This window comes from Pseudomonas sp. B21-053, assembly GCF_026016365.1.
Lineage (GTDB): Bacteria > Pseudomonadota > Gammaproteobacteria > Pseudomonadales > Pseudomonadaceae > Aquipseudomonas > Aquipseudomonas nunensis.
In genome coordinates this window covers 2023469-2040000 of the sequence record NZ_CP087205.1, presented here as the reverse complement: position 1 = coordinate 2040000, position 16532 = coordinate 2023469, and the positions used below count along the sequence as shown (strand labels likewise).

Here is a 16532-nt window from a genome sequence, read left to right as displayed (position 1 = left end):
TCGCCCCAAAAGCACCGCACCAATCCTGTGCGGCAAACGCCCCAACCTGATCGCCCCCGCTTCATTGCGAAGCAATGTTGTCGCCTATCACCAGCATAGTCAGAGTTGATTTCACTGCCCGGGAGTTGGTGCGGATAATCGGCGCATTCGTTTCAAAACCTCTCGAACTTCCCTTTGGCCGCCTGTTCAGGCGGCTTTTTTTTGGGTTTTTGAAATGTTGTGAATCAAAAGCGAAGATAAAAAGATCGCAACCTCGTTGCACTCGACAGCTCCTACATTGAACTGTGTCAAATCGCACAAACAAAAACGGCCAACCCGAAGGTCAGCCGTTGCTGGATGTTGTTGCTGTTCATAGTGTTATGCGAGTAGTCCTCGTACCTCTTGCTTGACGCCCCATCCTTCGATGATCCCGCCCAGAGGCTCAACCACGGCCTCGAAGTCCTGCTCAAAGTCGCCGATGCCATCGTAGGTGGCGTACATCACTTTGCTCAGTTCCAGATGCCACGCGCCGTCGTCGCGCACGCTGATCTGGGCATTCAAGGATTCACCACAAAAATGACCTGCCGCCCTGCGTGCCCGCTCCTCGTCCGGGAAAATCGCGTAGAACTCGATGGGATGGAATCTTGAAAAGTCGAACCCGCCTTCCTTCATGCGGCGCAGTACGCTGGTACTGATGTCTTCTTGATAGGCTGTGCTCATGAATCGTCCTCCTAAAACCATATGGATAGACTTTCCGTACTCCCGACGCCCGCAACCGATTGGTGGAGACGATACGGCAACCAGGTTGCCGTCGGGGTTTAAGCATGTAGCTGACAAGACCAGACCTTAGCGATCCGTTCGCTGATCTCGCTTGCAGAGTAGCCCCAAGTCGGAGCCGCTGCCAAGGTCTGGATGTGAATGAGACAGGTGAGGTTCAGACAGGAGTAATGCCGAGGATTTGAATGCTGTTCTGGGTCTTGAGACTTTTTACGCTGGCGTCGTCGGTTCGCCCTTCCAGATCGTTCAGATCCAGTTCGGCAGCAACGGGCAGGAGCCGGGCCTTGATGAGTTTGGCCGCGTGCTCGTTATCCGGGCACTCGTCGCACTCAAAGACTTCATCGACAGTTTCGCCGTGATCATCCACGAAAGTGATTTTCCACTTTTGCATCAGTGCCTCCTCGATCAAACCCGCAAATGGGCTTACAACTATCTGGACTTTTGGCCTGACTGATCGTTCCAACGAATTACCTGGTACACCCTCTAAAAAACACCACAACCCATTGTGGGAGCGGGCTTGCTCGCGAAGGCGTCGTGTCAGTCGACATTAATATTGACTGACACGACCTCTTCGCGAGCAAGCCCGCTCCCACATTGGGACTGTGGATAACTTTTTAATCGTTACTTGGCTTGTTGATCGCGTTCAGCACGTATTGCGGCATGGCGAAGGCGCCGATATGGATTTCCGGATTGTAGTAGCGGGTGATGATGCCGCTGCCGGCGAAGCGCTGTTGCAAGGTTTCGCGGGACAATTTGCGATACGCGGTGTTGGTCGCGCCCCAGGCGAAGGTCATCGCGCCGCCGATGTAGGTCGGCACGGCGGCCTGGTAGAAGTGCCAGTCCGGGAACAGGCTGCGCAGGCGGCCGGCCGTGGTCTGCACTTCGCCCAGTTGCATGAACGGCGTGCCGTTCTGGGTCACCAGGATACCGCCTTCGTTCAGGCAGCGGTGGCAAGCCTGGTAGAAGTTTTCCGAGAACAGCACTTCACCCGGACCGATCGGGTCGGTGGAGTCGGAAATGATCACGTCGAATTTTTCGGTGGTGGTGGCGACGAAACGCATGCCGTCGTCGATCACCAGGTTCAGCCGCGGGTCGTCGTACGCGCCCTTGGAGTGGTTTGGCAGGAACTCTTTGCACATGTCGACCACGGTGCCGTCGATCTCGACCATGGTGATGTGTTCGACGCTGCCGTGCTTGGCCACTTCACGCAACATGCCGCCGTCGCCACCGCCGATGATCAGCACGCGCTTGGCGGAGCCATGGGCGAGGATCGGCACGTGGGTGAGCATTTCGTGGTAGATGAATTCGTCGGCTTCGGTGGTCTGGATCACACCGTCCAGCGCCATGACCCGGCCCATGCGCGGGTTTTCGAAGATCACCAGGTGCTGGTGCTCGGTGCGCACTTCGTGCAGCAGTTTTTCCATGCGAAAACGCTGGCCGTAGCCTTCGTACAGGGTTTCCAGGTATTCGCTGGTCTTGATGGTGCTCATGGGAAGTGCTCCGATGAATGCGGCGGCAACGGACGGTTACCCGCCCATGATGGCCAATCGAAAGGCTCGATTGCCCGGGAAAGGCGCGCATTCTACGTTGCGGAACATGACAGGTCGAACGTCACTTGCTGACGCGGACGCAATCCCATGTGGGAGCGGGCTTGCTCGCGAAGGCGGTGTGTCAGTCAATGTTGATGTCGACTGACATTCCGCCTTCGCGAGCAAGCCCGCTCCCACAGGTCCTGTGTTCCTACAGGTAAACAGGATTCACCTGTCAGATGCGCACATTACCCCGTGGCCCGGCGATGGCCCAGATGATCAGGCCCAGTACCGGCAGCAGCAGGATCAGCAGCACCCAGATGATTTTCATCCCGGTTTCGGCGCCACTTTTCAGCACGTTGATGATGGCCCAGATGTCCAGGGCAAGAATGATCAGGCCAACCAGACCGTTGAACGTGGAACCCATGGTGTCGCTCCCAAGATAGTGGCATGCAGTCTTAGGATAGTCGGCCCTTGCAAGGGTTCCGTTTTATTCCATTAAACGTGGATCGCCACTTTCAGGGCTTCCAGGGAAGGCGCGGCGGCGATGCCGACCTGTGCGCACAGTTCGAGCACACGCGGTACGTCGTTACCGTAGACCAGCACCACTTGCAGTTCATCGTCGAGCAACTGGCTGAAGTTCATCAGCGTGTAACCGCCGTTGTCCTTGTTCATGCTGCCCATCTGCACCTGGATGCGGTTGAGCGCGGTCAGGGCTTCGGTCTTCGCCAGTTGCTTGGGCTTGATGTTGAAGTCGACGCCCGGGCCGAACGAAGCGACGATTTGCGCGAACAGGTCCACGTAGGTGTCGGCCTGGAACAGCACGGTTTCCGGCAGGCTGCCCACCACGACCCATTCACCCAACGGCATCGGGAAGGTGTCGTCATAGTTGATGTCCGGGTTAGCTGTCAGAAAAGCTTGCGGATCGGCGTAGGCCTGGGCCGCTTCGTCAGCGATCTTCAGGATTTCGTCATCGCCCATGCACCCGGAGCTGATTTTACTGATGAGTTCAACGAGTGCGGCTTTCATGGGGATGGATCCTGTAGCGAGGGAAATTTTAGGGCGCGAAGGATACCCCCAATTACATTGTAGGAGCGAGGCTTGCCCGCGAAGAACGATAACGCGGTCATCCTGTTAAACCGAGTTATCGTTCTTCGCGGGCAAGCCTCGCTCCTACAGAGGTTACGACAGCAGTTTCTCAAGCTGCGCAGTGGTATCCACCGCGCCCATGGTCTTCGCCGCATCCAGCGCGGTCACGCCATTGGCGTCCTTGGCTTTCGGGTCGGCGCCTTTGCTGATCAGGTAGTCGACGATTTCGACGCGGTTGAACATCGCCGCCATCATCAGCGCCGTGCGGCCATCAAACGACGAACCTTCCACTTGCGCCCCGCCGTCGACCAGCGCCTTGACCACCGACAGGTCGCCCTTGAACGCGGCGCCGGCAATCGGGCTCTGGCCGTTGTCATTGCGGATTTCCGGGTCGGCCTTGTGTTCCAGCAGCACTTTCACGGTTTCCACGTGGCCGTGGTACGCGGCGAGCATCAGCAAGGTGTCGCCCTTGTGGTTGCGCAGGTTCGGCGGCAGGCCTTTGCTCAGCAGCGCAGCCATCATGGCGGCATCGCCTTCGCGCGCTTTATTGAACACCTGCTCGGCAAATTCGGCAGCTTCTTCGGGCGTCATCTGGCGGCTTTGGTCTGACATGAGGGACTCTCTATTCGGTCAATCGGAAAGCCGACAGTTTCCCGAGCGCTCCGGCGCCTGTCACTCCTTTTTTCTCATGACCCGCCATAGCCAGATTCAATAGCGGTACTTGCCTGCGTGAATATCCGCCAGCACTTGCCCGGTGACTTGCACGTAGGTCTGGGAGCCCGGCAGCCAGGCGTAGATCGGGTCATCGCCGGTCTTGCCGGGGTCGAAAGCTTCGTCCTTGAGTCGGGTCTTCTGGTATTTGAAAGTCCCGGTAGTCTCCATTTTCACCTTCACCCGCAGGAATAAAGGCACCGCGTAGGCAGGCATTTGCTGGCGGGCAAAACTCAGCAATTCGCTGAAATCCAGAGTGGCCAGGGACTCGGCAGGCGTAATCGCTGCCATCCCGGCGCGGCCATTGGTGTTGCGGATTTCTACACCGTAGGCCACCGCCTCGCAGATATTCGGGTGCTTCAACAGGATATTTTCGACCTCGGTGGTCGAGACGTTCTCGCCCTTCCAGCGGTAGGTGTCGCCCAAGCGATCTACAAACTGCGCATGACCGAAACCGATATTGCGCAGCAGGTCACCGGTATTGAAGTAGCGGTCGCCCTTGGCGAACACGTCGTGGAGCACGACTTTCTCGGTTTTCTGCGGATCGGTGTAGCCGTCCAGCGGCGCCTTGTCGTCGATTTTCGCCAGCAACAAGCCCTGTCCGCCCTTGGCGACTTTGCTCATCAAACCCTTGGCGTTGCGAATCGGCGCGCCGCTGTCGTGGTCATACGCCACCAGTTCCCAGGACATCAGGGAGAAACCGATGGTGTTGTCGAAGTTGAGGATATTGGTGAACCCGATGTTGCCGTCGCTGGCCGCGTACAGCTCGCAAATGTGGCTCACCCCGAAGCGCGTCTTGAACTCGCGCCAGGCGCCGGGACGCAAGCCGTTGCCGATCATCTTGGTCACGCCGTGTTTGTCGTCGTCGGCGCTGACCGGTTGATCGACCAGATAGCGGCACAGTTCGCCGACGTAGCCGAGGGTGGTCGCCTGGTACTTGCGCACGTCGTTCCAGAACTGACTGGCGCTGAATTTGCGGCGGATGGCGAATCCCGAGGCGCCGCTGATGGCCGAGCCCCAGCACACGCAAAGCCCGGTGGCGTGGTAGAGCGGCAAGGTGCAATAGACGACGTCTTGCGGCTGCATGTCCAGGGCGATCATGCCGAAACTGGCAGCGCTGCGCATCCAGCGCCCGTGTTTGAACACGCCGGCCTTGGGCAAACCGGTGGTGCCGGAGGTGTAGATATAGAAGCAGGTGTCGTCGAAAAACACCTGCTGGCTGCTGGCCGGGTTGTCGTCGGGGGCGTCGGCGCAGGCCATCATCAGGTTGACGAAATGATCGGGCGAAATGCCCGGATAGCTGAAGGTATCGCGATCAGCCACGAACCAGGTGTGCGTCGCCGGGATGGATACCCGCTCGCGAACCGCCGAAAACGCCGGCACCAGCTCTTCGCCGACGATAATCGCCACCGGCGCCACCAGGTTCAGGCTGTGGGCCAGGGTGTCGCGGGTTTGCGAGGTATTGAGCAAGGCGCTGATGGCACCGACCTTGGCCACCGCGAGGATCGTGACCAGCAATTCCGGGCGATTCTCTATGAACACCGCCACCACATCGCCCTTGCCGATGCCTTGGCTGATCAAATGATGGGCGATGCGATTGGCCCACTGATTGACCTGTGTATAAGTCAGCAGCACCTCATCTTGCAGCAGCGCAACGCCATCAGGATTGCGCAAAGTCGCCTGCTCGAAGCTCCAGCCGAGGCCACACGGTTGGGTCGGGTCCTTGACGTTGGCGACCTTCATGCCCTTTACCACCCGGGGAATGGCTTTGGCGATGGTCGGCAATTTGCGGAGCATCATGCCCCAGGTAATTGTGTTGCTCATGGTGGCTCCCGCTGATTTTCTTATTGTCGGGCGGCGTTGATTGAGCCCGAAAATACGTCAGCGGTTCTGGAGCTGTACACGCGGTTTTTGCAATGTTTTGTATCCGCAGTGGATACGTGTGAAAACGCGAACCCTGGCCGTGTGATTCGTTCCATCGAATTGCGCGCGACCACGCAAAATGCAGGATGCACGATGGCCATTCATGCAGTTTGCACGAAAGCAAAAAATCGACATATAAATAACTTATTGATTTATAACGACTTTTAAAAATTCAGGTGCTGGCACAATCGCTGCAACTACCTCTCCATGCTTGCTAATTAAGCGCTAACGGAGCTGATAGACATGAGCCTGATCCAAGAAAAATTTACCTCGCTGTTCTCCAACTTCGATGTGACCACCCAGGCACGACCTGACGGCGGCATCCTGCTGACACTGCGCAGCACCGAAGGCAAAGTCTTCAAGCGTTCGATTTCCTACCAGCAATTGCATGCTGGCGACCAACTGTCGTGGGTGATCAGCGCGATCCGCCGTGACCTGGCTGAACAAGCCAGTGAATTGCCACAGATCTCGATGCTGCAAAGCCAGCAACGGTTTGCACTGCCGACTTATCATTCGGCGTAAATCGTCAGACGCTGTAAACACACAGGCCGTGAGAGCTTTCGCTTCACGGCCTGAGTTGTTTCTGGACTCACACAAGTTCCTGAACTCACACAACCCCTGTAGGAGCGAAGCTTGCTCGCGAAGGCGTCGGGTCAGTCAACATTAATGTCGCCTGATACACCGCTTTCGCGAGCAAGCCCGCTCCCACAGGGTTACGTGTCGTTTAGAAGGTAGATGGATCAATCCGCGCGAAGCTGTCGACGGTCACATGCCCCGCCAACTCACCACCCTCTCGCGCCAACCCGCAAGTCGCCATACCCGCCGTGCGCGCCGCATCCAGCTCTTCGACGATGTCGGACAGGAACAGAATCTGCCCCGGCTCCAGGCCAATCGCCTGAGTAATACGAGCGTAAGACTGCGCCTCACGCTTCGGCCCCGAGGTCGTGTCGAAGTAACCGCTGAACAGCGACGACAAATCCCCCGCCTCCGAGCAGCCGAAAATCAGTTTCTGCGCCTGGATCGAGCCCGAGGAATACACGAACAGTTGATAACCGTCCTGATGCCAGCGCTTGAGCGCTTCAACGGCGTCTGGGTAAACGTGACCTTTCAACTGCCCCGCCTGATAACCCTGCTCCCAGACCATACCTTGCAACGCCTTGAGCGGCGTGGCTTTGCGGTCTTCGGCGATCCAGCCCAGCAGGATTTCGATCACCCGCTCGACGTTGGCCTCGGGTTCATTGCTGTCCCGGCGCACGGCGTCCAGTTGCTCGGCAACGTCCGCCCGTGCGGCGTGCTGGCGAACGAAGTCCGGCAGGTGTTTGGCCGCATACGGAAACAACACGTCGAACACAAAACTCACCGCGCTGGTGGTGCCTTCGATGTCGGTGAGAATCGCTTTGATCGGCATCGGCTCAGTCCTCCAGGCGCGGAAAGCGGCTGGCGATGTCTTCGCCAGTGAACTTGGCGACCCAGCCTTCCGGGTTGTTGAACAGGCGGATCGCGACGAAATGAGGATGCTCGCCCATGTCAAACCAGTGCGGCGTGCCGGCCGGGACCGAGATCAGGTCGTTTTTCTCGCAGAGCACCGCGTAGACGTAATCGTCGATGTGCAGGGTAAACAGCCCACGGCCGGCGACGAAAAATCGTACTTCGTCTTCGCCATGCCGATGTTCATCAAGGAACTTGGCGCGCAGTTCGGCTTTTTGCGGGTGATCGCTGTTCAGGCTGATGACATCGACGGTGACGTAGCCACGCTCGGTCATCAGCTTGTCGATTTGTTCCTGGTAAGCGGCAATCACTTCTTCCTGGCTGGCGCCGGGCTGGATTTTCGCGGTGGCTTGCCAGCGGTCGAAGCGCACACCCTGTTCGGCCAGGGTCGAGGCGATGTCTTCGAAATGGGTCAAGACCTTGTTCGGGATTTCCGGGCTTGAGACGTGATAAACGGACAGGCTGCTCATGGGGCAATTCCTCGGTATCGGCCGCGCCTTCCGGTTCTTTCAGACCGGTCAGGCCAGACGCTTCATCAGGCAAATGGGCTACTTCTGGTGAAGTCAGCCTTGGCGGTTCATGACGCTGCGGGTCTTCAACTCGCACTCGAACAAAAATTCAAAGGCCTCGATCTGGCGTAGCGCGTCGCTCATGCGGGCGCCCCAGGTATAGAGGCCGTGGCCGCGAATCAGGTAGCCGACGCAATCGGGATGGGCGTCCAGCCAAGGCTGCACCTTGGCGGCCAGGCGCGCAATATCCTGGTCATTGTCGAAAATCGGCACCCGCACCCGCGACTCGTGGGTGGATACGCCGCTGAAGGCTTTTTGCAATTCGTAGTCTTCGAACTCGATGAAGTCTTGCGGGGTCAGGCGCGACAGCACCGTGGCGTTCACCGAATGGGTGTGCAACACCGCACCGATTTCCGGGCGCCAGCTATACAGCTGAGTGTGCAGCAGGGTTTCGGCGGACGGCTTTTTGCCCGGCTCCAGGCTGTTGCCCGACAGGTCGGTGGCCAGCACATCGTCGAGGCCCAACTGGCCTTTGTGCTTGCCGGACACGGTCAGCAACGCTTCGGTCGGCGACAGGCGCGTCGAATAGTTGCTGCTGGTGGCCGGCGACCAGCCGCGACCATACAAAAAACGCCCGGCGTCGATGATTTCCTGGGCGAGGTGTTCTCGGGTAAGGCTCATGGCCGGTCCTCTTGCATACGTGTGGCAATGATAACGGCAGCCGCGAAGGCCGCGAGGCTGGCAATACTAAAAGTCAATGTGGCGCCGAGGGCATTCCAGCTGTAGCCGGAATACAACGCGCCGAGTGCGCCGCCGGTGCCGGCGAGTGCCGCGTACAACGCCTGGCCCTGACCTTGCTGGCGCGCACCGAAACTACGTTGCACAAACTGGATGGCAGCCGCGTGAAAGCTGCCGAAAGTGGCCGCGTGCAATACCTGCGCAAACAACAGCACCGACAAAAATTCAGCGAATGAACCTAGCAGCAACCAGCGCAGGGCCGCCAGCAGAAAACTCGCCAGCAACACCCGGCGTACCGAGAAGCGCGCAAGGATCCGGCTCATGGCCAGGAACATCAGGACTTCAGCCACCACACCCACGGCCCAGAGCACGCCGATCACGCCACGGCTGTAACCGAGACGTTCAAGGTGCAAGGTCAGGAAGGTGTAATACGGGCCGTGGCTCATCTGCATCAGCGCCACACAACCGTAAAACGCCAATACGCCAGGGCTGCGCAGTTGCTTGAGGAAGCCCTCCCCGGTCACTCGTTCGCTCTGCACCGGTTGCGCGTTCGGCACCCACAGGCTGCTGACGACAATCCCGGCCATGATTAACACCAGCGCGACGGGATAGACGTCCAGGCTCAGCCATTCGAAGACCCGCCCGAGCGCGACCACGGTAATGATGAAACCGATGGAGCCCCACAAACGAATCTGGCTGTAACGGGAGGTCTGGCCCTTCAAGTGCGCCAGGGTGATGACTTCGAACTGCGGCAGCACCGCGTGCCAGAAGAATGCATGCAGGGCCATGACCATCGCCAGCCAGGCGTAGGTTTTGCTGACGAAGATCAGCGAGAACGTCAGCAGCGTGCAGACCGCGCCAAAGCGCACGATGGCCAGGCGTCGGCCGGTGTAGTCGCCGAGCCAGCCCCAGATGTTCGGCGCCACGCAGCGCATCAGCATCGGGATCGCCACCAGTTCGCCGATGCGCGCGCTGGAAAAGCCCAGGTGATCGAAGTACAGCGCCAGGAATGGCGCTGTCGATCCGAGCAAGGCGAAATAGAACAGGTAGAAACTGGAAAGCCGCCAGTACGGGAGCGCCGCCAACGTCGTCAGACCCCGGCGGCTTGAAAGTCAGCCATTAAAGCTGACCCAACACCGGCGTGCTCACACGCACATCGGCGTTCTGCCCACGGTGACGCAGCAGGTGATCCATCAAAACGATGGCCATCATCGCCTCGGCAATCGGCGTGGCACGGATGCCGACGCACGGGTCGTGACGACCCTTGGTGATCACGTCCACCGGGTTGCCATGGATGTCGATGGAACGGCCCGGCGTGGTGATGCTCGACGTCGGCTTCAACGCCAGATGCGCGACGATCGGCTGACCCGAAGAGATCCCGCCTAGAATGCCGCCGGCATTGTTACTGAGGAAACCTTCCGGGGTCATTTCATCGCGGTGTTCGGTGCCGCGCTGGGCGACGCTGGCGAAACCGGCGCCGATTTCCACGCCTTTCACCGCGTTGATGCTCATCAGCGCGTGGGCCAGTTCGGCGTCGAGACGGTCGAAGATCGGCTCGCCGAGGCCCGGCATCACGCCTTCAGCGACCACGGTGATTTTCGCGCCGACCGAATCCTGGTCACGACGCAACTGGTCCATATAGGCTTCCAGTTCCGGCACCTTGTCCGGGTCAGGGCTGAAGAATGCGTTTTCCTCCACCGAGTCCCAGGTCTTGAACGGGATTTCAATCGGGCCGAGCTGGCTCATGTAGCCACGAATGACGATGCCCTGGCTGGCCAGGTATTTCTTCGCAATCGCCCCCGCCGCCACGCGCATCGCGGTTTCCCGCGCCGAGCTGCGACCGCCGCCACGGTAATCGCGTTCGCCGTATTTGTGGTGGTAGGTGTAGTCGGCGTGCGCCGGACGGAACAGATCCTTGATCGCCGAGTAGTCCTTGGACTTCTGGTCGGTGTTGCGGATCAACAGGCCAATGGCGCAACCGGTGGTGCGACCCTCGAACACGCCGCTGAGGATTTCGACTTCGTCGGCTTCCTGGCGCTGAGTGGTGTGGCGGCTGGTGCCGGGTTTGCGGCGGTCAAGGTCACGCTGCAGATCCTCCAGGGAAATCTCCAGACCCGGCGGGCAGCCGTCGACAATGGCGACCAACGCCGGACCATGGCTTTCGCCAGCGGTGGTGACAGTGAACAGCTTGCCGTAGGTATTGCCGGACATGCGGGACGCTCCGTGAAATCGAACCTGAATACGTAATGCGCGCCAGTATACGCAGGCTATCCAAGTAGTTCATCCTCGAACCTTATGGGTGCCCGCGAGTCCAACCGGCACCTTATTGATGATGGCGTGATGATGCTGCGAGTTCTAGCCTTGAGCCTTACCCTGTTTACCGGCTTCGTTCAGGCAACTGTCCTACAACGACCGATCAGTTTGGATACCGGCACCGGAGAACTTTTCGGCTCCTTGTTGCTGCCCAAATCCGACGCGCCAGTGCCGGTTGTCCTGATCATTTCCGGCTCCGGCCCTACGGATCGCGACGGAAACAACCCCGACGGCGGACGCAACGACAGCCTCAAGCGCCTGGCCTGGGTGTTGGCCAAACACAACATCGCCAGCGTGCGCTACGACAAACGCGGCGTGGCGGCGAGCCTGGCCGCGACCCCGGACGAGCGCAATCTGTCGGTGGAAGCCTACGTCGCCGACGCCGAAGCCTGGAGCCAGAAGCTCAAGGCCGATCCGCGTTTCGGCAAACTGATTCTGCTGGGTCACAGCGAAGGCGCGCTGATTGCCACGCTGGCGGCGCCGAGCGTCGATGCAGCGGCGGTGATTTCCATGTCCGGCAGCGCCCGGCCGGTCGATCAAGTGCTGCGCCAGCAACTGAGCAATCGCCTGCCACCGCCGTTGATGCTGCGCAGCAATGAACTGCTCGACAGCCTCAAGGCCGGCCACACCGATGACAACGTGCCGCCGCAGTTGCAGGTGATTTTCCGCCCGAGCGTGCAGCCGTACCTGATTTCGCTGTTCCGCCAGGATCCGGCGGCCGCTTTCGCCAAATTGAAGATGCCGGCGCTGATCATTCAGGGCACCAACGATATCCAGGTCGGTGTCGGCGATGCCAAGTTGCTGAAAGCTGCCAAACCGGACGCCGAACTGGCGGTGATCGAAGGCATGAACCACGTTATGCGCATCGTGCCCAACGATGTGAAGCGGCAATTGGCCTCCTACAAGGACCCGAATTTGCCGCTGGCCGCCGAACTTGGCACGCGGATCCTCGGGTTTATTGACGGACTTCGCTCCAGTTAAGCGCTGTTTAAGCGCTGTTTGCCCTCCAGTCTTGAAAAAAACGGCCGATAAGCCTTTGTCGCCAGCGCTATGACTGGCGGCAAGCAGCGCTTGGACAGGACCTCGCCGTTATGACTGATACCCCGACTTCACCCGACACCACCGCTGAAAAAGACACACCGCCAGCGGTCGAGCTGCCGTGGGCGGACGTCCACGTCGAGCACCACAAGATGCTCCGTCTGGCGCCGCTGCAGACCGACCGCAACACCGGCGGACGGCCATTGCGTTTTGTCGAGTTCGGTTACGCCGAGCGCAACGACAAGCAGCGCAGCCTGATGCGCATGACCATTTCGCTGCCCGGCCAGCGAGTGCGCAAGGAACAGAATCATCTGGACGTCTGGGTCGATCATGAAACCCGACGCGTGCATTTCGGCCCCGCCAGCGGTTTGCAGATTGAACCGATGAACCGTGGCATTGGGCGCTTCCTGGCCGCTCAAGGTATTACTTGGGCGAAAAAGCGCTGGCCCGCGTACACCGTCGACGGCAGCGACCTGAACAACAAGGATGCGCTGAACGAAGACACACGCCTGCGTCGCGATCACTTTTTGCGCATGCATGGTTTTGATGTGGTGTACGCCGACGCCCAGCATTTGAAGGGCAGCGTCAAAGAGGTTCAGGTCGGCGACCTGTTGGCGGACTGGAATCGCGAAAAGCTGCAACAGGTGGAAATTCTCGAAGCCGCGCAGATGTTGCAGCAGGCCGAGCAGAACCTGGCCGAGCAGGAAGTGAAGCTCAAGAAGCACGAAGAAAAGGTCAGCAAGTACAAGCGCGAAGACGCTGGGCTGCGCTTTACGATTACGTGCCTGGTGGCGTTTGCGGTGTTTCAGGCGGGGTTGTTGATCTGGATTGCGACGCACCGGTAACCCGCAGTGCGGCCATTCGCGGGCAAGCCTCGCTCCTACAGGGGGTCATACAGGACCTGTAGGAGCGAGGCTTGCCCGCGAAGCTTTCAGGGTCAGACGCGGGAGGCGAACAGTGCCTGATGATCGCGGCACTGCTCTGCGGTCAACATGAACACCCCATGCCCGCCGCGCTCGAAATCGAGCCAGGCGAAGTCGACTTCCGGGTACAGCGACTCAACGTGAACCTGGCTGTTGCCCACTTCGACAATCAGCAAACCCTTCTCGGTCAGGTGATTCGCCGCTTCGGCGAGCATCCGGCGCACCAGGTTCAAACCATCGTCACCGCAGGCCAGGCCCAGTTCCGGTTCGTGCTGATATTCGTCCGGCATGTCGGCGAAATCTTCCGCATCGACGTAGGGCGGGTTCGACACGATCAAGTCGAAACGTTGACCCGGCAAGCCATCAAAGCCATCGCCCTGAACCGTGTATACCCGCTCATCGACGCCGTGGCGCTCGATGTTCTGGTTGGCCACTTCCAACGCTTCGAACGACAGATCGGCCAGCACCACTTCGGCGTTCTGGAACTCATACGCACAGGCGATGCCGATGCAGCCGGAACCGGTGCACAGGTCGAGAATCCGCGCAGGATCGTTGCCCAGCCACGGCGCAAAGCGCTTTTCGATCAACTCGCCAATCGGTGAACGCGGGATCAGCACACGCTCATCGACAATGAACGACATGCCACAGAACCACGCCTCGCCCAACAGGTAAGCGGTAGGAATGCGTTCCTCGATGCGACGCTTGAGCAGGCGTTGCAGATTGACCAGCTCATCCTCTTCCAGATTGCAGTCCAGATAGCTGTCGGCAATTTCCCACGGCAGGTGCAGCGCGCCCAACACCAGTTGACGGGCTTCATCCCAGGCGTTGTCGGTCCCATGGCCGAAAAACAGATCCTCCCCATGGAAACGGCTGACGGCCCAACGGATATGGTCACGCAGGGTACGAAGGCGGGAAGTGATCACAGCGGCGACTCCAAATAAAACGACGGGCAGAAAAAAACGACTGGCAATTCTAACAGCCAAAACGCGCCACGACGACGCAGGAAAAACACCGGATCAGATGTAGGACTTATCCATTTTTCTGCCTGGCTATTGAACAGAATGGGCATCTTGACAAGGCTGCAAGCCAACAACGACGGTGCCTACGATGGTAGCGATTCACAGAACCGCTCAGCCAGAGGACAATGTCGCAAAAGCCCCACTCCAAGGAGCCCCAGAATGTCCGTTCCAAAAACGATGTTTCAACTCAGCGGTCGCGGATACGCGGCGGCCAATCTGAGCCATGCGACCGTGGTCATCATCGATGCCCAGAAAGAATACCTCAGCGGCCCGCTGGCCCTGAGCGGCATGGATGCTGCCGTCGCGAACATCAAGCAAGTGGTGGCCGCTGCCCGTGCAGCCGGTCGGCCGATTGTACATGTGCGTCACCTCGGCACCGTCGGCGGGCTGTTCGATCCACAGGGCGAGCGCGGGGAATTCATCCCGGGCCTGGAGCCACAGGGCGACGAAACCATTATCGGCAAGCTGCTGCCAAGCGCGTTCCACGGCACCACGCTATACGATCGCTTGCAGGAACTCGGCTCCCTGGACCTGATCGTCTGCGGTTTCATGAGTCACTCCAGCGTCAGCACCACCGTGCGCGCCGCGAAGAACCTGGGTTTTCGTTGCACCCTGGTGGAAGATGCCTGTGCGACCCGCGACCTGCCTTACAAGGGCGGTGTGCTCAGCGCCGAACATGTTCAGCAGACCGAAATGGCGATCATGGCGGACAACTTCGCCACCCTCGCCCTGACCCACGATCTGATCTGATCGACTTCAGATGAGCGGTTGATGCCGCCGCTCATCCGCAAAAGCCTATCATTTGCTGCAATTGCCTTAGCCTCAGGAACATCCCGGTCAACTCCCGGTCGAAGGGCCGATACCCATTGAGGAAGGTCGGAATGAAGTTATCCGATGGTTTTGATGCACGCCGCTTGCGGCCCAAAGGCCAAAGCAACTGGCGTTTTCGAATCGGCGCAGCCATTGCCGCCCTGCTGGCGATGCTCGGCGTATTGATGACGCTGGCCGGTGTCGGCAGCCTGCTCGGCCACGCGCCCGCCATGGGCGAGCTGAATACCAACAAGGTCGGTTCAGCAGTGATTCTGGTGATTGGCCTGTTCGTTCTGTACATCGGTGTGTGGCTATGGCGTCGCTGCCGTCGCCGTTCGCGCCAGTCGCAAGCGCTGAACATGGCCCCGCATTTGATGAAAAAACACGACTGAATCCAGGGCCCGGCATTTAGCCGGGCGCCAATTGTTATGGATAGCGTCGCGACTTGGGTAAACTGGCCGCCCTTCGCGGAGGCTGACATGCAAGACGACGATTTTTCCCTGTTCAAAAGTGCGATCCAAGGCGTCAAGCCGATCAAGCACGATCGCGCCGAAACCGGCAAACCCAAGGCTGACCGCGCGCAGATTGCCAAGCTGCGTCAAGCCGCCACCGTGCGCACCGATGCCACCACCGTAGACGGGTTGTCCGATCAGTTTGTGATCGATGTCGGCCCGGAAGACGAGTTGATGTGGGCCCGCGACGGCGTCCAGGAAAGCCAGATCCGCAAACTCAAGATTGGCCAGATCCCGTTCGAAGGCAGCCTCGACCTGCACGGCATGAACGTGGAAAAGGCTCGGGAAACCCTTTGGGCGTTTCTCGCTGAAGCGACCAAATTCGAAATCCGCTGCGTGCGCGTCACCCACGGCAAGGCGGTACGCCTGGACGGCAAGCGGCCGATGATCAAAAGCCACGTCAACACCTGGCTGCGCCAACATTCACAGGTACTCGGTTTTACCTCCTGCCAACCGAAACACGGCGGCGCCGGAGCCGTTTATGTGATGCTCAAACGCACCATGATGGAAGGTCGCGACGACTAAAGCTGTCGCGCCACGCTTGCAGCGCCGTGTCCGCCACCGTACCCTTGCCCTTTGCGAAAAATCCCACAGGTAGTTTCATGTCCCTGGAACAGAATTACACCGCGATTCTCGGCCAATTGGGCGAGGACGTCTCCCGCGAGGGCCTGCTCGACACGCCGAAGCGTGCCGCCAAAGCCATGCAGTACCTCTGCCGCGGTTATGAACAGACACTGGAAGAAGTCACCAACGGTGCCTTGTTCAGCTCCGACAACAGCGAAATGGTGCTGGTCAAGGACATCGAGCTCTACTCGTTGTGCGAACACCACCTGCTGCCGTTCATCGGCAAGGCCCACGTCGCCTACATCCCGAGTGGCAAGGTATTAGGGCTGTCGAAAGTCGCGCGGATCGTCGATATGTACGCCCGCCGCCTGCAGATCCAGGAAAACCTCAGCCGCCAGATCGCTGATGCGGTCCAGCAAGTCACCGGCGCCCTGGGCGTTGCGGTGGTGATCGAGGCCAAGCACATGTGCATGATGATGCGCGGTGTCGAGAAGCAGAATTCGTCGATGATCACTTCGGTGATGCTCGGTGAGTTCCGCGAAAACGCAGCGACTCGCAGCGAGTTTCTCAGCCTGATCAAGTAATTCGCGTCACGAAGAAAACCGGCATT

General features: G+C 59.3%; 20 protein-coding genes. 7 read left to right on the top strand and 13 right to left on the bottom strand.

Annotation, left to right across the window (positions count from 1 at the left end):
• Window positions 1–357: 357 nt before the first annotated feature.
• The 7 genes from LOY68_RS09390 to LOY68_RS09360 form a co-directional block, all read right to left on the bottom strand.
• On the bottom strand, window positions 358–699 hold the full coding sequence (locus LOY68_RS09390) for a ribonuclease E inhibitor RraB (protein WP_054048564.1): 342 nt from the start codon (window positions 697–699) through the stop codon (window positions 358–360).
• 214 nt (window positions 700–913) lie between these two features.
• Complete coding sequence (locus LOY68_RS09385) at window positions 914–1147, bottom strand: hypothetical protein (protein WP_162440601.1); 234 nt, start codon at window positions 1145–1147, stop codon at window positions 914–916.
• A 223-nt stretch (window positions 1148–1370) separates the two neighbouring features.
• A complete protein-coding gene (speE, locus tag LOY68_RS09380; RefSeq protein ID WP_163909170.1) occupies window positions 1371–2246 on the bottom strand; it encodes a polyamine aminopropyltransferase in 876 nt (291 codons plus the stop codon).
• Between the two features lie 274 nt (window positions 2247–2520).
• On the bottom strand, window positions 2521–2712 hold the full coding sequence (locus LOY68_RS09375) for a PLDc N-terminal domain-containing protein (RefSeq protein ID WP_054048570.1): 192 nt from the start codon (window positions 2710–2712) through the stop codon (window positions 2521–2523).
• 71 nt (window positions 2713–2783) lie between these two features.
• Window positions 2784–3314, bottom strand: a complete 531-nt coding sequence (locus LOY68_RS09370) for a hypothetical protein (RefSeq protein ID WP_265044260.1) — start codon at window positions 3312–3314, stop codon at window positions 2784–2786.
• A gap of 153 nt (window positions 3315–3467) precedes the next feature.
• On the bottom strand, window positions 3468–3986 hold the full coding sequence (locus LOY68_RS09365) for an ankyrin repeat domain-containing protein (protein WP_265044259.1): 519 nt from the start codon (window positions 3984–3986) through the stop codon (window positions 3468–3470).
• Window positions 3987–4082: 96 nt separating this feature from the next.
• Entirely contained in the window at window positions 4083–5909 is a 1827-nt protein-coding gene (locus tag LOY68_RS09360; RefSeq protein ID WP_265044258.1) for a long-chain-acyl-CoA synthetase, read from the bottom strand.
• Window positions 5910–6251: 342 nt separating this feature from the next.
• On the opposite strand from LOY68_RS09360, the gene LOY68_RS09355 reads away from it, so the two are divergent.
• Window positions 6252–6530, top strand: coding sequence for a DUF3509 domain-containing protein (locus LOY68_RS09355; protein ID WP_054048577.1), 279 nt, complete (start codon window positions 6252–6254; stop codon window positions 6528–6530).
• Between the two features lie 202 nt (window positions 6531–6732).
• Here the strand turns inward: LOY68_RS09355 and mtnC are convergent, their stop codons facing one another.
• From mtnC to aroC, 5 genes are all read right to left on the bottom strand, one after another.
• A complete protein-coding gene (gene mtnC, locus LOY68_RS09350) occupies window positions 6733–7416 on the bottom strand; it encodes an acireductone synthase (protein ID WP_265044257.1) in 684 nt (227 codons plus the stop codon).
• A 4-nt stretch (window positions 7417–7420) separates the two neighbouring features.
• A complete protein-coding gene (locus tag LOY68_RS09345) occupies window positions 7421–7966 on the bottom strand; it encodes a 1,2-dihydroxy-3-keto-5-methylthiopentene dioxygenase (protein ID WP_054048581.1) in 546 nt (181 codons plus the stop codon).
• A gap of 93 nt (window positions 7967–8059) precedes the next feature.
• The gene (locus LOY68_RS09340) at window positions 8060–8686 is read right to left on the bottom strand and encodes a methylthioribulose 1-phosphate dehydratase (RefSeq protein WP_054048583.1); all 627 of its coding nucleotides are present in this window, start codon (window positions 8684–8686) and stop codon (window positions 8060–8062) included.
• Window positions 8683–9828 carry an MFS transporter gene (locus LOY68_RS09335; RefSeq protein WP_265044256.1) on the bottom strand — a complete coding sequence of 382 codons (1146 nt, stop codon included), beginning with the start codon at window positions 9826–9828 and terminating at the stop codon, window positions 8683–8685. Before LOY68_RS09335 ends, LOY68_RS09340 begins: the two co-directional genes overlap by 4 nt.
• 34 nt (window positions 9829–9862) lie before the next feature.
• The gene (gene aroC, locus LOY68_RS09330; RefSeq protein ID WP_054048587.1) at window positions 9863–10954 is read right to left on the bottom strand and encodes a chorismate synthase; all 1092 of its coding nucleotides are present in this window, start codon (window positions 10952–10954) and stop codon (window positions 9863–9865) included.
• A gap of 84 nt (window positions 10955–11038) precedes the next feature.
• Between aroC and LOY68_RS09325 the strand changes: the two genes are divergently transcribed.
• Together LOY68_RS09325 and LOY68_RS09320 are read left to right on the top strand one after the other, a co-directional pair.
• Window positions 11039–12037: an alpha/beta hydrolase gene (locus LOY68_RS09325; RefSeq protein ID WP_265044255.1), complete on the top strand. Its 999-nt coding sequence runs from the start codon at window positions 11039–11041 to the stop codon at window positions 12035–12037.
• Between the two features lie 110 nt (window positions 12038–12147).
• Window positions 12148–12939 carry a hypothetical protein gene (locus tag LOY68_RS09320; protein ID WP_054615671.1) on the top strand — a complete coding sequence of 264 codons (792 nt, stop codon included), beginning with the start codon at window positions 12148–12150 and terminating at the stop codon, window positions 12937–12939.
• Window positions 12940–13031: 92 nt separating this feature from the next.
• On the opposite strand, the gene prmB is transcribed toward LOY68_RS09320, so the two are convergent.
• Window positions 13032–13940, bottom strand: coding sequence for a 50S ribosomal protein L3 N(5)-glutamine methyltransferase (gene prmB, locus LOY68_RS09315; protein WP_054048595.1), 909 nt, complete (start codon window positions 13938–13940; stop codon window positions 13032–13034).
• A gap of 255 nt (window positions 13941–14195) precedes the next feature.
• On the opposite strand from prmB, the gene LOY68_RS09310 reads away from it, so the two are divergent.
• From LOY68_RS09310 to folE, 4 genes are all read left to right on the top strand, one after another.
• Window positions 14196–14786: a cysteine hydrolase family protein gene (locus LOY68_RS09310; RefSeq protein WP_054048597.1), complete on the top strand. Its 591-nt coding sequence runs from the start codon at window positions 14196–14198 to the stop codon at window positions 14784–14786.
• 131 nt (window positions 14787–14917) lie between these two features.
• The gene (locus tag LOY68_RS09305) at window positions 14918–15238 is read left to right on the top strand and encodes a hypothetical protein (protein ID WP_054048599.1); all 321 of its coding nucleotides are present in this window, start codon (window positions 14918–14920) and stop codon (window positions 15236–15238) included.
• 87 nt (window positions 15239–15325) lie between these two features.
• Window positions 15326–15883, top strand: a complete 558-nt coding sequence (locus LOY68_RS09300; protein ID WP_054615672.1) for a Smr/MutS family protein — start codon at window positions 15326–15328, stop codon at window positions 15881–15883.
• 77 nt (window positions 15884–15960) lie between these two features.
• Window positions 15961–16506, top strand: coding sequence for a GTP cyclohydrolase I FolE (gene folE / locus LOY68_RS09295; protein ID WP_003204506.1), 546 nt, complete (start codon window positions 15961–15963; stop codon window positions 16504–16506).
• The last annotated feature ends 26 nt before the right edge of the window (window positions 16507–16532 follow it).